Below are 15143 nucleotides of genomic sequence, written 5' to 3' on the forward strand. Positions count from 1 at the left end.
CCATGACGATCCCACGCCGCGTCCGCATCGTCGAAGTCGGCCCGCGCGACGGCCTGCAAAACGAAGCCACCCCGATTCCGACTGACGTCAAGCTGCGCTTCATCGAGAAACTTGCCGCCGCCGGACTCCGCGACATCGAAGTGACGTCGTTCGTCCATCCCAAGGCCGTACCGCAAATGGCCGATGCGATGGATCTGGCGCGTCAGCTCCCACACCGCGAACGCGTCACCTACTCGGCACTCGTGCCCAATGCCGTCGGCTGGGATCGCTGCCTGCAATCGGGCATCGAACGCATCGCCGTCTTCACCGCCGCTTCGGAGACGTTCACGGCGAAGAACATCCGCATGACCATTGACGAGTCGCTCGCGGTCTTCGCGCCCATTCTTCACGATGCAGCCCGGCGTGCATTCACTTCCCGCGCGTACATCTCGACCTGCTTCGAATGCCCCTACGAAGGCCGCGTCGCGCGAGGCAAGGTCCGCGAACTGGCCCAGCGATTGATCGAAATGGGAGCGGGAGAAATCGCCATCAGCGACACCCTCGGCGCTGCGGCGCCCTCCGATGTGGCGGAAACGGTCGGCCATGTTCTGGAGCGCGTGCCGGCCGATCGAATCGCGCTGCACTTTCACGACACCTACGGCACAGCGCTGGCCAACGTCTGCGCAGGACTGCAACTTGGAATCGAGACGTTCGATTCGTCAGCGGGCGGGCTGGGGGGTTGTCCCTATGCACCGGGCGCGGCGGGAAACCTCGCCACCGAGGACCTCGTCTACTTGCTGGACAGGATGGGGATCGAATCCGGCGTGAACCTCGCGGCTGTGGCCGAGGCCTCGTCGGTGATCGCTTCCGCCCTGGGCCGCAGCGCTCTGCCCAGCCGCAACTGGTTGCGGCTGATGCAAGCAAACTGTGCGAAAGCGAACGGAGAAGGGCATTCGGTCGCCCCCGGACCTGCAAGCCCACTCGACAGTCCAAATGGGCCGCCCCGCTGACGCGTAAACGCACCACTTGGCTTATCGGGCGGATATTTCCGATTCGGCCTTGTCCGACGGTGCCTTCGAGCGTTTAATTGGGGTGGTTGGGATCGCATTGGATTTGTCGTACAATGGCGGCGAGATCGAGCCGCCTTGGGGCGATTCGCCCGCTTTGTGAGCTGCGTATGAAATCCTCGCTCCGGTCATTCTTGGCGCTGGTGCTTTGCGCGCTGCCGCTTGCCACGGGCCTCGCCGGATGCGATCTGTTTTCACAGTTCTTCGGCCAGACGGCTGACGTCCCCATCATCGACCAAGGCTCCATTCGACTTGTGGCGCAGAACGAGTCCGGTCTCAACGTCGACGTGGATGCGACGTTCACCGTCGGCGGCGTGCAGGTGCGCGAAACCCGACTGGCCCTTTCGCCGATCGGCCCCGAATCCATCAAGAGCATTCTGCGTACGACCGCCGAGCGGATCGATGTCGTCGCACGGGTCGGCGCACCGATGAGCGGCAACGCCTCGCTGGCCATCGGCACGATCTTGCTGAAAGCGAGTTATGTCCTGAATGTCGACTACGTCGCGGGTGGAACGATTTATTTCATTGTGCCCGCGGTCAATCCTACCGAGAATCCGAATCCGATCTGCGCGGACCTCGGTCCGCCGACGATTACCTGCCCGCCGAATGTGACGCTTCCGTGCGGCTCATCGGTTATCCCCGGTTTGAATCCGGCCTTGACCGTTGCGATGGGCGTGGACGATTGCGACGTGCAGGTGAACGTCTCGTTCTCCGACGAAATCCAGGGCGACTCGTGCTCGAAACTGATCGTCCGCACGTGGCGCGCGACGGATGATCTCGGCAAGAGCGAGTTCTGCCAGCAGGGAATCGTTCTCGCGGATGAGACCGGGCCGGTCCTGACCGTTCCGGCTGATGCGATCGTGGAGTGTGGTGACGACCTGGCCCCGGCGGCCACGGGCGAGTTGATCGCCTCCGACGCCTGCAACGATCTGTTGCAATCGCCAACGTACGTTGATCACGACCCCGTCGGCAGTTGTCCGAAGACGATTCTGCGCACGTGGACCGCGATGGACGTCTGCGGAAATGCCACTCATGCCAACCAATTGATCACCGTCGTCGATACGCTGGCTCCCTCCATCAACGACTGCCCGACCGACGACGTGCTGCCGGCCGAAACGGGCTGCTCGACCGCCGCGCCGGATTACACCGGGCTGGTCAGCGCGTCGGATGCCTGCACGTCGCAGCCGGTGGTGACGCAATCCCCCGCCCCGGGCGAGCCGCTCCCGCTGGGCCAGACCGAGATCGTCTTCACCGTGACGGATGACTGCCTGAACTTGACCACGTGCTCGATGTACGTCACCGTGGAAACGGGCGATGCCGACGAAGACGGCGTTCCGGATTGCGCCGACCAATGCCCCGGCTACGACGACACGATCGACTGCAACAACAACGGCATGCCCGATGCCTGCGAAATTTTCGCTTGCGACGGCGATCCGGCGTGTTCCGACTGCAACGATAACGGCATCCCGGACGGCTGCGACATCGCCAATTGCCTGTACGACCCGGCGTGCGGCGACTGCGATCAGAACGGCGTGCCCGATGGTTGCGAATACTACCTCGCCGACTGCAACGGGAACTTCATCGCCGACGAATGCGAGTTGGCCCAGGGCCTGGCGCACGATCTCAACGACAACGATTCACCGGACGAGTGCGACTTGAGCGGTGACTTGGACGGCGACGGCGTATTGAACGCCCAGGACATCGCGGCGTTCATCACCTGCCTCCTGGAGGGCGACGCCCAGGGTCCGTGCTCGCTGGCCGACCTCGACGGCGACAACGACGTCGACTTCGACGACCTTTACCTCTTCATTCTCCTGTTCCTCGATCTGTGATCGCGCGGCGCGGGGAGGCGGGCAGTCTTGCGCGGCATCGCTCCCACGCGCCGTGGTCCAATGCTGGGCGCGCCATACCCTTGCATCGCTCGCGTTTCCGACTTGGCTCGTTTCTAATGCCCGTCCGTGACGCGGACCGCTCCGCCGCGACCGGCCATTGAGCACCCCCATGATTCGACCGTATCTTGAACTGCCCCGCACGGTCTACGTCCTCGCGCTGGGTTCGTTCATCAATCGCGCCGGCGCCTTCTTTATTGTCTTTCTCACAATCTACCTGCAGGACCACCTGCACCTCGGAGAACGCTTCGCCACCCGAACCATGGGCATCTTCGGCTTGGGCGCGATCGTCGCGGCGCTGGTCGGCGGGCACCTCGCCGACTGGCTCGGCCGCAAACGCATCATGATGGTGAGCCTCTTCGGCGGCGCGGCGGTGCTCTGCGCCTTCACCACCTTGACACTTTCGTGGCAATTGCAGGCGGCCGTCTTCGTATTCGGATTTCTCGGCGAGATGTACCGCCCGGCCTCCAGTGCCATGGTCAGCGACGTGACCACGACCGCGCAGCGCCCGACCGCATTCGCCCTCCTCTACTTTTCCGTCAACCTCGGCTTCGCGGTCGGCCCGGTCATCGGCGGGGAAGTCGTCGAGCGCTTCTCCTTCCGCGCCATCTTCTTCGCCGACGCCGCGACCTCCGCCGCCTACGCCGTCATCATCCTGCTGGCCATTCGTGAAACGATTCATCTCGCGCGGGCGCAGGCAGTCCAGGCACCCGGCAGCGCGGCGTCAAGTGACGCTCAATCCGGCACCGCCGCGGCCGCTCGCAATCCTGCACCGCGCGTCGATATCGGTTGGCGCCAGGCGCTCGCTCGTCTCGGCCGCGATCGGGTTTTCCTTGTCTTCTGCCTCGCCACGCTGTGCATCAGCATGTGCTACATGCAGCACCTCTCCACGCTGCCGCTTTTCGCACGCGAGCACGGCATCGGCGTCAAGACCTACGGGCGGCTGATCGCGCTCAACGGCACGTTGATTGTCCTGCTGCAACTGCCGCTCACGACGATGCTGCGCCGCTTTGATCGTGGAAGGATGATCGCGCTGTCGGCGGTGGTGGTCGGCGCGGGCTTCGGGCTGACCGCCTTCGCGCAAAAGCCGACGGAGTTCGCGGGAACGATTGTGATCTGGACAATCGGCGAACTTATGCAATTGCCGTTCCTGTCGTCGGTCGCCTCGGACCTGGCGCCGGCCGATATGCGCGGGCGGTACATGGGAGTGTTCGGCCTCTGCTTTTCCAGCGCCAACATGATCGGTGCGCCCATCGGCGGAGAAATACTCGCCCGGTTCGGCGGCGGCTACATCTGGGGCGGCTGCTTCGTACTTGGGCTGATGTCCGGCGCGCTCTTCCTGTTGATCCGGCGCCATCTTTCCATTCGGGAAGCAACGCGGCCCATCGTTGCATCACCGTGAATGGCCGATCCAGGTAAGATGCGGACGGATTCAGTTCACGCAAACTGACTGAAACCGACGGATGGCCGTTCGTCGGATTCCGGCGGAGACTCGCGGAATCTGTGAATTCTGCTACAATCGTGCCTGTTTCGTTGTAACGGATCGCCTGTTTTTCGTCCGCGGGAGTCTTGATTGTCAGCGCCGTCCGTCTCATTCGTATCCCTGGGATGCCCGAAAAACCTCGTCGACTCCGAGAAGATGCTCGGGCTGCTCGCGGAGGCGGGCTGCCCGATCGTCAGTCCGGATGACCGCGCCGACGTGGTGGTGGTCAACACCTGCGGTTTCCTGTCGGCCTCGCGCGAGGAGGCGGTCGGCATCCTCCGCGAACTGGCCGATCAGAAGCGCGCGGGGGAGTTGAAGCGCATCGTCGTGGCGGGCTGCCTCGTTCAACGCGATGGACAGGGCCTGGTCGAAGCCGTTCCCGAGATCGACGCACTGGTCGGCGTAAACAATCGGCAGGACGTGGTGCGAGCCGTGCTGGGCGGCAAACCAAAGCACGGCGCCGGCAGCAAGGCGAAAGCCAAAGCTGGCGCGAAATCCAAGTCGACCGCGAAATCATCGTCCCGCAGCTTGCCGGTCGTGCAGCCGGACACCATGCCCGATCTGTATCTGGGAGACTATCACGCGGCAAGTTGGACCGAACAGAATCGCTCCGACCGTGCGCGGCTGCGCCTGACGCCGACGCACTACGCCTACCTTCGCATGAGCGAGGGGTGCAACCAGAAGTGCACCTTCTGCACGATTCCGTCGATCCGCGGGCCGATGCACTGCAAGACGCCCGACGAGATCATGGCCGAAGCGCGCGAGCTGATCGACGACGGCGCGCTGGAGTTGAACCTCATCGGGCAGGACACGACCAGCTACGGGCAGGACATCGGCTACGAGCCGGGCCTGTCGGGGCTGCTGCGGACGCTGAACACGCTCGACGGCGTGCGCTGGATTCGCCTGATGTACGCCTATCCCAGCGATTTCACCGACGAGATGATCGACGCCATCGCGCAAAGCGAGAAGATTGCCCCGTACATCGACATCCCGCTGCAACACATCAACGATCGCGTGCTGAAAGCCATGCATCGTCGCGTGACGCGCGCACAAACCGAGACGCTTCTGGCGAAACTGCGCGAGCGCATCCCCGGCGTCGCCATTCGCACAACCTTCATCGCCGGCTTCCCCGGCGAAACCCACGCGGAGTTTCAGGAACTGCAACGGTTCATCGCAGAGTTCGGCTTCGAGGCGGTCGGCGTGTTCCCGTATTCCAGCGAGCCGGGCACCCCGGCGCACAAGATGAAAGGGTCCATCGATCCCGACATCATCGAGGAACGCGTCGGCGCGCTGATGCAGACGCAGCAGGAGGTCGCCTTCCGCCGCAACGCCGCCATGAAGGGCCGCGAGATGCTCGTGATGATCGACGACTTCGGACGCATGGAGGGCCCCGGCTGCATCAGCGTCTACCCCGCGCGGCACGCCGGCCAGGCGCCGGAAGTCGACAGCGTCACGCTCGTCCAGGGCGGCGAATACGATCCCGGCGAGGTCGTCCGCGTCCGCATCACGGGTCACAGGGACTACGACCTGCTCGCGGCCCCGGTCACGATCGGCCTGCCGGTCCTCCACGGATAATCGTCGCGCGGCGAATCACCCCGCGGTGGCTGCGGGTTTCTTCTTCGCCGGAGCAACCTTGTCCGCCGGGGCATCCTTCAGCGATTCGGGCGTGACGACGATACGAATCATCCGCTCGTCGGTCATGTATTTCGCGGCGGCCGCCTGGAGGTCCTTCGCGGTGAACGTCTCGAAGACACCGGGCAGTTCACGCAGCTCGTCCAGGCCGTGCTTGCGATAGACCATTTCGCCGAGCTGGTTGTGCCACCATGACGGCTCTTTCATCGTCGTTTCCAGCCGGGTCGCCGTCTGCTTCTTCGCGGTCGCCAGCTCCTCGGCCGTCGGGCCATCCTTCGCAAAGGCGCGCATCATCTCAATGATCGTGTCGGCGAGCTTCGCACCGTTCTGCGGATCGGTCGGGGCCATGGCGATGATCAGGCCCGTGCCGGGAATGACCTGCGCCGCCTGGCTGCTGCATCCGATGCTGTAGACGAGCTGCTCCTCCTCGCGGATGCGCTTCACCATGCGATCGGAGAGAATCCGCGACACCAGTTGCAGCTTGCGCCGGTCGGCCACGTTCGCATCGTCGCATCCGAGAAAGCCGCCCAGCGCCGTCGCCTTGGGCGTCACGCTCTCGAACACCGCGTCGGCCTTGTACGGACCGCGGCCGCGTTCAATCTTTCGCAATTTGTCGAGACAATCGAAGCCCGCCGACCGCTGCGGCAGCGCGCCGAGGTATTTCGCGCACAGCGCCAGCGCCGCATCCGCCTGTATCTCGCCCACCACCGCCACCTCCATCGGCCGCGTCGCCACGATTCGCTGGAACCATTTCAAACCCGTTTCGGGCTTCATCTTCTCCACCTGCTCCACGCTCAACGGCGTGAATCGCACATCGCCCCCGTACACCGTCCGGGCCATCAGTTTCATCATGTGACCCTGGGGCGTTTTCTCCATCTGCTCGATCTGCCGCAGGCGCGACATGTACCAGTTGTCGTACGCCGCCTGCTCCAGCTTCGCGTCGGTCAGCAGCGCATACGCCAGTTGAAAACCGGTCTCCAGGTCCGCCGGCGAGCCGGTGATCGACAGCGTCAAGGTGTCCGAGCCGACCCCGCCGCGCACACTGACGTTCTTGCCCGTCAGGAGGTCGATGATTTGCGTCGACGACAGTCGGCTTGTCGCGGGCCGATTCAGGATGATGCTCGCCACTTCGCTCGCGCCGCGGTTCTCGTCGGTCTCTTCAATCGAGCCGCCGGGCATCGTCAGGCTCACCAGCACCGAGTCCTTCTTGTAGTCCATGAACCGGTGATGAACGATCACCCCGTTGGAGAGCGTGGCGGTCGTAATCTCCAGTTCGGCGTCGACGCGCTTCTCCGCCACGTCCCCGCCAGCCGGCAGCTTCGCCAGCAATTGCTCGTTGTCCGCCGACTTCGTGGGCGGCTCGACCTTGCGCGACCACGCCGCCGCCGCAGCCGCCAGCACGTCCTTCTCGCTCGGAAGCGCCTCGCCGCCCTTCGGCTCCGGCATCATGAGGCTGTACGTGTAGTTCTTTGTCTTGTAGTTCTCCGAGAAGACGGCGTGCACCTCGTCGGCCGACACGTCCTTGAGAATCCGCTCCAGCAACTCAAGATTCTGCGCCGCCGAGAGGATCGGCTCGTCCATGCCCACCGCGCTGCTGAATCGGTTCACCAGCGCCGAAGCGCTCAACGTCTTCTCCGTCTGCACGGCACGCCGGGCGTTGGCGAGCAATTCCTTCTGCGCCAGCTCCAGCTCGCCCTTGGTGAAACCGTGCTCACAGGCCCGGTTAATCTCAACAATGACCTGATCCAGCATGGCGTTCCAATCAGCCGGCTCGCCCATGGCCAGGGCACGCGGCGTGATCGCCTCATGAAGAACGCTTCCCACGCTGACCCCGGCGCCGCGGAACTTCGCTGTGCCCGCATTGATCATCTCGCGCAGGCGGCGGCTGACGATCCACGTGCCCATGTTCTCTATCTCGTTGAAGCGATAATCGGCGAACGTCGTCATCGGTTTGCGGCCGGGAAGAACACACACCAACTGCACCTGGGCCATCACCTGTTCGGGGTCGCTTAAGACAAACGCGCGCGGCTTGTCGGGCGGATTCTTCCCCGGCTCGATGCCCGTTGTGCCAGGCTTGCGCGCCGGCCCGCGCGGGGCCAGCTCGCCCAGATGCTTCTTCGCCGCCTTCTCGATGTCGGCCGGCTCGATGTCGCCGACGACGATGAGCGTCAGGTTTTCAGGGCGATACCAGGTATTCCAATAGTCTTCGAATTCAGCTTTTGGAAAGGCGGCGATCTGCGCCTCGTCGCCGATCACGTCATGCCGCGAGACCTTCATATCGGGGAACATCAGACGACGCCATTGCTTCTGGAGCCGCTCCTGGGCGCTCTTGCGAGCGCGCGATTCCTCCAGAATGACCTTGCGCTCCTTCTCGATCTCCTCGGCGTTGAGGAGCAACCCGCCGGCGTAATCAGCAAAGATGGTGAGCGCGTCGGCGATCGTCTCTGGCTTGTTGTCCGGCATGTTGAGCTTGTAAACCGTCTCGTGCTGATTCGTGTGGGCGTTGGTGTCCGCGCCGAACTGCATGCCCAGCTTGTTCAGATGCGGCACGAGCGTCCCCGGTGGGTAATGCTTCGAGCCGTTGAAGGCCATGTGTTCGAGGAAGTGCGCCAGGCCGTTCTGTTGGTCGCGCTCGTTCAGTGCGCCGGTGCGGACGTGCAGATAAAGCGTGACCCGCCCGGGCGGATTCTGGTTCCTGCGAACAATGTAACGCACGCCGTTGTCGAGCTGGCCGTAGGTGTTGTTCGGATCGCGCGGCAGCGGTTCGGCCGATGCGACCACCGGCAGCCGGCAACCCATCGCCAGGAACACAACGAAACATCGCCGAATCAAGAGGGTACGCTCCATGGAATGCTCCCTTGAAGAGGTTCAATGCACGCTTCGCCGCCCGCCATGCCGCGATGAGGCATTGTATCACGAAGGCACGAAGCAGGAGAATGATGCATCGAGTCGCAGATCCGCCCTGGCGGAGACGCGCCCTCCGGCTGACTCTCAATCCAACTGCTTGCGGAACCGGGCGATGCTTGCCGCGAAAATGACGATGCAGCAGGCCGACAGCCCCACGATGGCCGGAAGCAGGTCCGACGCAAGGGCCGCGCGAAGGATGACGCCGCGCAAGATCTCGATGAAGTACGTCACCGGCAGCACGAACCCGGCAAGGTAAAGCGGCAGCGGCATCTCCTGCCGCGGGAACATGAACCCCGAAAGCAGAACCGACGGCAGCATGACGAGAAACGACAATTGCATCGCCTGCAACTGCGTCCGCGCGATCGTCGAGATCATCAGCCCCAGGGCCAGCGCCGTCACAATGAACAGGCTCGACAGCGCCAGCAGTAGCCACAGGCTCCCGTGGATCGGAACGCCGAACAGCGTCGTCATCAACAGCAGCACGATCAGCAATTCTCCGAACGCCATCACTGCGTAGGGCACGAGCTTGCCGAAGAGCAGCCCCAGCCGGCCGACCGGCGTCACGAACAACTGCTCCAGCGTGCCGTGCTCGCGCTCCTTGACGATGGAGAAACTTGTCAAAAATACGAGCACGAGTTGCAGGATGATGGCGACCAGCCCCGGCACAAAAAAATGCGAACTTTCCAGATCGGGGTTGAACAGCATCCGCGGGCGGGCCTCGATCGGCAGCGCGACGCGGCCCTTCTCGTCGCGCGCCGGGCCAACTTGCAGCGACTCGCCGACCAGCCGCGCCCGGCCCAACGCGAGCTGCCCGACGATCAGGTTCGCGGCGTTCATCGCGGTCGTCGCGACCTGCGAATCGCTGCCGTCGATCAGGAACTGCACGTGCGCCTGCTCGGCTCGCAGCAGCCGGGCCGAATAATCCGCCGGGATGATGACCACCGCCTTCGCCCACCCGCCGGCCAGCGCGTGCCGCCACGCTTCACTGCTGGTCACGCGCTGGGTGACTTGAAAGCTGCGCGAGGCCTCCAGCGCCTCGACCAGGCGGCGGCTGTCCTGCGAACCGTCGAGGTCGTGTACGACGAGCGGAATGTTCTCGATGGTCGTCTCGATGGCGTATCCGAAGATGGTCAACTGCAACGCGGGCACGATGAAGGTGAAGAAAATCGTCGAGCGATCACGCCGGATGTGCGCGAACTCCTTGGACAGGATGGCGCGAAAGCCTCTCATGCCTCCCCTTTCGTCTCTCGCGCACGGCTCAAGGTGACGAAAACATCCTCCAGCGTGGCGCCGGTCGGCACGATCGTCGCGTCGGACTCATCGGGCGCGAGCCGCTTCAGCAAATCGCCCGGCGCAACCGCCCCGTCAGCCAGCAAATGCAGCAGGTCTCCGAACATCGTCGCGTCGCGCACGTCCGCCAGACCGCGCGCCGCCGCAAGGGCCTCGGTCGGACGCCGGCATTGCACGAGGTATCGCGCCGTGCCCGGCGGCGTCACGTCAGGCATCGCTTTCAATTCCACCGGTCGCCCCAGCGCGATCAATTGCGACGCGAGGACATACCCGACACGCGTGCACCGCTCCGCCTCGTCCATGTAATGGGTTGTCACGAACATCGTCACGCCGCGATGCGACAGGTCAAACAACAAGTCCCACAACTCACGCCGAGCCACCGGGTCGATCCCCGCGGTCGGCTCGTCGAGGAACAGCAGCTCCGGCTCGTGGATCATCGCGCACGCCAGCCCCAGCCGCTGCTTCCACCCGCCCGACAACTGCCCCGCGAGACGCCGCGCATACGGCCCCAGGCCCGTCAGGTCGATCACGGCCTCCTCGCGCGCACGCTTCCGCTCGCCGGTCAACCCATATATACCCCCGTAAAAATCAAGATTCTCCGCCACGGTCAAATCGGCATAGAGACTGAACTTCTGCGACATGTAGCCGATGCGCGGCTTGACGTCCTCGGGATTTCTGCAAATGTCAATTCCCAGCACCGAGCCGCTGCCCGCGCTGGGACGCAACACGCCGCACAACATGCGGATCAGCGTGGACTTGCCCGCGCCGTTCGGCCCCAGCAGCCCGAACACGTCCGCCCGGTCCACCGTCAGACTCAAATCACGCACGGCGTAGAACGCGCCGAAACAGCGCGACAGGCCCTCGGTGCGAATCACCGGATCGCTCATGGCAGCTCCTTCTCCGCGAGCAGCACGTCGGCCGACATGCCGACGCGCAGCCGTTCGCCGCCCTGCTCGATCGCCACTTTGATGCGAAAGACCTGCTTGCTCCGTTCCTCGGGCGTCTGCACGTTCCGCGGCGTGAACTCGCCCTCGCGCGAGATGAACACAATGCGCCCCGTCACGTCGCCCCCGCCCGACGACGCCACGCGCACCGGCACGCGGTCGCCCAGCGCGATCTCCCCCAAGCGCCCCTCCGGCACATATGCTCGCACCCAAAGCTTCGACACGTCCAGCAGTGAAATGCTCGGCTGGTTCGGCGACACCAGCTCGCCCGGCTGCAAATCAAACGCCTCCACCACGCACTGACATGGTGACGACACCGTCATCTCCGCCAGTTGCTTTTCAATCGCCTGAACACGCGCCGCCGCAGCCTCCACCTGCGCCGCAGACCGCGCGACATCCTCCGCACGGCTACCCGATTCGAGCAACTTCAACTGCTCCGCCGCCTCCGACAACGCCGACCTCGCCCGAGCGATGTCTTCCTTTCGCGATCCCTCCTCCAACAGCGACAACTTCTGCTGCGCCGCTGCCAGTTCACCCTGCGCCGACTTCAGCATCCGCACCGCCTCGTCGTATTCACGCGGTGCCGCCACCTGCTGCTGTTCGACCAACCGCGTCAGCCGCGCATGCTCCTTCTCGGCAAACTCATACGACGCACGGGCGATGTTGACCTGCTCGCGCGCCGCTTCGATGTCCTGCTTCCGAGGACCGGCTTCCAGCTTCGCCAGTTCCGCCGCCCACTGATCACGCTTGGCCCGCGCCTGCTCAATCTCCTCCGGGCGAAATCCCTTCTTCAGACGCTCGTGTTCCGCCTGCGCTGCCGCGTGCGCCGCCTGCGCTTCGGCCAGCCGTTCTCGAAGATCGAACGGGTCAATTGTATAGAGCGCCTCCCCGGGCGCCACAAATTGACCCTCGGCCGCTTTCACCTCCGCCACGCGCCCTCCCACGCGCGAGCCGACGCGGATCTCGTCGGCCTCGACAAAGCCCGACACGACGAGCGGCGGCACCCGGCTCTGTTGCCAGATGAGAAAGCCAATCATGCCGGCAGCGACGACGACGAATACGATCAGGATGGGGCGCATAAGACCCTCCCATTTGGCAGGCTGCGGCAGACGCGCCTGCGACAGGCGTATGGTCGTTCCGGAGGCGTCGTGAATCAACACAACGCAATCGGGCCTGCTCCATCTCCCGCGACTGGCCGAACGGTCGCTTCGTGAGACAATTGCGCCCAACCCCGGAATCGTGCCAAACACGGAGAGTCCCCGAACCCGCAAAGTCCCTCGCCCCATGACGTTGAAATATCCGGCATCACGGGTGCAATACGCTTTGTGCCCGCCGCGCTTCCGCGGCGGATCTCCAACTTTTTTACAAGGATCGCTCCATGACCTCGAGACCTGCTACGATTCGCAACATCTTCGTCCGGAGCAAGCCGGCATCTTTCGTCGCCTTGAGCCTTGCCCTGCTGCTTCCGCTCGGTTGCAGCATGGGCTCCGTCGTCTGGGTCGAACAGACCGAGGACATGCAGATTGACGCGGCCCGCCTCAAGAAGCTCGCCGTGAAGACCCACAACGGCACGGTCAATTACAACGGTAGCGCCGGCAGCGCGAGCACCATTCAGGTCAAGATCACCAAGAAAACCGGCGGCCTGACCCAGGCCGACGCCGAAGAGGCCATGGCCAACCTCGACGTCTTCAACGAGGCTGACGGCACCGAAGGCCGCGTGATCAATCACCGCTGGAAGGGGGTCTGCAAGTCAAACTGGAACGCGCAGGTCAGCTACGAAATCAGCGGACCGGACAGCTTGGCGCTCGACATCGAATCGCACAACGGCGCGACGACGGTGCGCGGGCTGAAGTCCTCTCTTCGCGTCACCTCTCACAACGGACGAATCGATACCGAGTCCACAGGCCCGTCGGCCCACGTCGAGTCGCACAATGGCGCGATCAACGTTTCCTACGAAGGCCCCAGCATTCACGCGACGACCCACAACGGACCAGTGACGGCCGACCTCTCGCGCTGCGCGGCGATCGGCGGTGAAATCGGCGCCCACAACGGCCAAGTCGTCGTCCGCGTCGGCGATCAAACCAGCGCCAACCTCGCCTGCCAGACCCACAATGGCAGCGTCGATGTAGACATCGCCGCAGGATGGAAGGTATCTCACGCGTCGCGCACCCGCCTGGCCGGCGTGCTGGGCGACGGCGGCCAGCCGCTCAACGTCACGACGCACAACGGGAAGGTGAAAATTCAGGCGAATTAAGACGAACCATGAGCCGAGAATTGTTTGTGCGTCGTGGCAACCGGCCGGGGGCGGCCCGAACGCCCCACGCGGTGAGCAGATCACGGGATCGCGCGATAGAATCCCCTTCATGTACAAGCTCGGCTTGATCTTCCTCGGTTCCGGACTGGGCGGCGTCGCGCGGTTCACCGTCGCCGGTGCGGCACAGCGATTGAACCCGCAGGCAGGCTTTCCGATCGGTACGCTGCTCGTCAACCTCACCGGGTGCCTGGCAATCGGATTCCTCTCCGCCGCGCTGGCAAGCCGCTCGCTGATGCGTGAAGAATTTCGCATAGCACTGCTGGTGGGTGTGCTTGGCGGATACACGACTTTTTCGACATTTGGCTGGGAAACGTTTGCGATGCTCAACGGCGGGCAGTTTGTCCGCGCGGCGATGAACGCACTGTTCAGCGTCATCGGTTGTCTAACTGCCGTATGGGCCGGCTATCGCACGGCACAATACTGGCTGGGAGCCTGATCCATGAAGATTCCCGAACAAGGCTGGTTGCTGCGCGTGTTCATCGGCGAGTCGGATACATGGCAGGGCCGACCGCTGTACGAAGCGATCGTACTCAAAGCGCGCGAGCTTCACTTGGCCGGCGCAACCGTGCTGCGCGGCTTGATGGGCTTCGGCGCAAACAGCCGCCTGCACACGGCCAAGATTCTGCGGCTGTCGGAAGACCTGCCGATGGTGATCGAAATCGTCGACGCGCGCGAGAAGATCGATCCGTTGTTGCCGTTTATTGACCAGGTGGTGGGCGAGGGACTGGTGACGCTGGAACCGGTAGAAGTCATTCGCTACCGCGGCAAAACGCCTTGAAGATACCTCATCAGAATCGAGCCGCGGCGGGATAGGGATTCATCACGCTCGCACCGATTACCGATCAATCGGGCTGGAAACTCCACCGCCACCAGGGCTCGGTGAGCGGCGAGCGGCTGGAAAGAACATGCCCGCCGATGAAGGCCACGTTGATCTGACCGCGGTGACGAAACGACGGGAACCAGCTTAATCCGTTCGAGTAGATGTCAGGCGGACCGTCGTTGGGCAGCGGCGGCGCAGTAAAGTAAGGACCAACGCCATTGGCGACGGCCTTCTTGCCGTCCACGTCAAGCACCAGTGGCACGTCGGGGTACATCAGGACCTTTTCATTGAGATAGACTTTTTGCGGGAACGGGCTTCCGTTGACGTACCGCGTCTTGGAGTCCAGCCGCTTATTGAGACCGGAACTGACGTTGGGCGCCGGTCCGACCGCGCCGGCGGTGCAGGGCATCTCGGCGCGGCGATCGAGCAGATCCGGCCCGGCGGGGCACATCAGCGGCTGCTTGCCGGGCTGGTAGGCGACGCGTTCGAGCGTTGCGGGGCCATCCCAAAACTCGTGAACGCGGTAAACGGACTCCTGGAAATCTTCGATCTTGACGATCGAATCCCCCCACTGCTCACCATCGCCGTGATGCGACGAGCGGCTGACGAAATCGACAAATGAAAACGCGACCTCGCGGTACTGGGCGCGGCACTTCAGGCTGCGCGCAGCGTCGCGTCCGGAGTTCAACGCTGGAACTAGAATGGCGAGCAGGATGGAAAGGATGCTGATCGCCACCAGCACTTCAACCAGCGTGAAGGCACCCAAGCGGATGATATGGCGGTTACGCGGAATCATGCCAGGTACACCCGGCAGACCG

At 63.8% G+C, this 15143-nt stretch carries 12 protein-coding genes; 7 read left to right on the forward strand and 5 right to left on the reverse strand.

Going from position 1 to position 15143, the window contains the following annotated elements:
- Positions 1-2 precede the first annotated feature (2 nt).
- From HRU71_08695 to rimO, 4 genes are all read left to right on the forward strand, one after another.
- Entirely contained in the window at positions 3-989 is a 987-nt protein-coding gene (locus HRU71_08695; GenBank protein ID QOJ03555.1) for a hydroxymethylglutaryl-CoA lyase, read from the forward strand.
- A gap of 167 nt (positions 990-1156) precedes the next feature.
- Positions 1157-2878: an HYR domain-containing protein gene (locus HRU71_08700; protein ID QOJ03556.1), complete on the forward strand. Its 1722-nt coding sequence runs from the start codon at positions 1157-1159 to the stop codon at positions 2876-2878.
- A 169-nt stretch (positions 2879-3047) separates the two neighbouring features.
- Positions 3048-4337 carry an MFS transporter gene (locus HRU71_08705; GenBank protein QOJ03557.1) on the forward strand — a complete coding sequence of 430 codons (1290 nt, stop codon included), beginning with the start codon at positions 3048-3050 and terminating at the stop codon, positions 4335-4337.
- A 171-nt stretch (positions 4338-4508) separates the two neighbouring features.
- A complete protein-coding gene (rimO, locus tag HRU71_08710) occupies positions 4509-5993 on the forward strand; it encodes a 30S ribosomal protein S12 methylthiotransferase RimO (GenBank protein QOJ03558.1) in 1485 nt (494 codons plus the stop codon).
- Between the two features lie 15 nt (positions 5994-6008).
- Here the strand turns inward: rimO and HRU71_08715 are convergent, their stop codons facing one another.
- From HRU71_08715 to HRU71_08730, 4 genes are all read right to left on the reverse strand, one after another.
- On the reverse strand, positions 6009-8897 hold the full coding sequence (locus tag HRU71_08715; GenBank protein ID QOJ03559.1) for an insulinase family protein: 2889 nt from the start codon (positions 8895-8897) through the stop codon (positions 6009-6011).
- 144 nt (positions 8898-9041) lie between these two features.
- A complete protein-coding gene (locus HRU71_08720; GenBank protein ID QOJ03560.1) occupies positions 9042-10187 on the reverse strand; it encodes an ABC transporter permease in 1146 nt (381 codons plus the stop codon).
- Complete coding sequence (locus HRU71_08725) at positions 10184-11134, reverse strand: ABC transporter ATP-binding protein (GenBank protein QOJ03561.1); 951 nt, start codon at positions 11132-11134, stop codon at positions 10184-10186. Before HRU71_08725 ends, HRU71_08720 begins: the two co-directional genes overlap by 4 nt.
- Positions 11131-12270: an efflux RND transporter periplasmic adaptor subunit gene (locus HRU71_08730; protein QOJ03562.1), complete on the reverse strand. Its 1140-nt coding sequence runs from the start codon at positions 12268-12270 to the stop codon at positions 11131-11133. The genes HRU71_08725 and HRU71_08730 overlap by 4 nt, the downstream gene beginning before the upstream one ends.
- A 299-nt stretch (positions 12271-12569) precedes the next feature.
- On the opposite strand from HRU71_08730, the gene HRU71_08735 reads away from it, so the two are divergent.
- The 3 genes from HRU71_08735 to HRU71_08745 all read left to right on the forward strand — a co-directional run bounded on the left by HRU71_08735 (position 12570) and on the right by HRU71_08745 (position 14283).
- The gene (locus tag HRU71_08735) at positions 12570-13445 is read left to right on the forward strand and encodes a DUF4097 family beta strand repeat protein (protein ID QOJ03563.1); all 876 of its coding nucleotides are present in this window, start codon (positions 12570-12572) and stop codon (positions 13443-13445) included.
- 109 nt (positions 13446-13554) lie between these two features.
- Entirely contained in the window at positions 13555-13941 is a 387-nt protein-coding gene (gene crcB / locus HRU71_08740) for a fluoride efflux transporter CrcB (protein ID QOJ03564.1), read from the forward strand.
- A gap of 3 nt (positions 13942-13944) precedes the next feature.
- Positions 13945-14283, forward strand: a complete 339-nt coding sequence (locus tag HRU71_08745; protein ID QOJ03565.1) for a DUF190 domain-containing protein — start codon at positions 13945-13947, stop codon at positions 14281-14283.
- A gap of 64 nt (positions 14284-14347) precedes the next feature.
- On the opposite strand, the gene HRU71_08750 is transcribed toward HRU71_08745, so the two are convergent.
- Entirely contained in the window at positions 14348-15121 is a 774-nt protein-coding gene (locus HRU71_08750; GenBank protein QOJ03566.1) for a type II secretion system protein, read from the reverse strand.
- Positions 15122-15143 lie beyond the last annotated feature (22 nt).

It is taken from the genome of Planctomycetia bacterium (assembly GCA_015200345.1).
Lineage (GTDB): Bacteria > Planctomycetota > Phycisphaerae > UBA1845 > UTPLA1 > PLA3.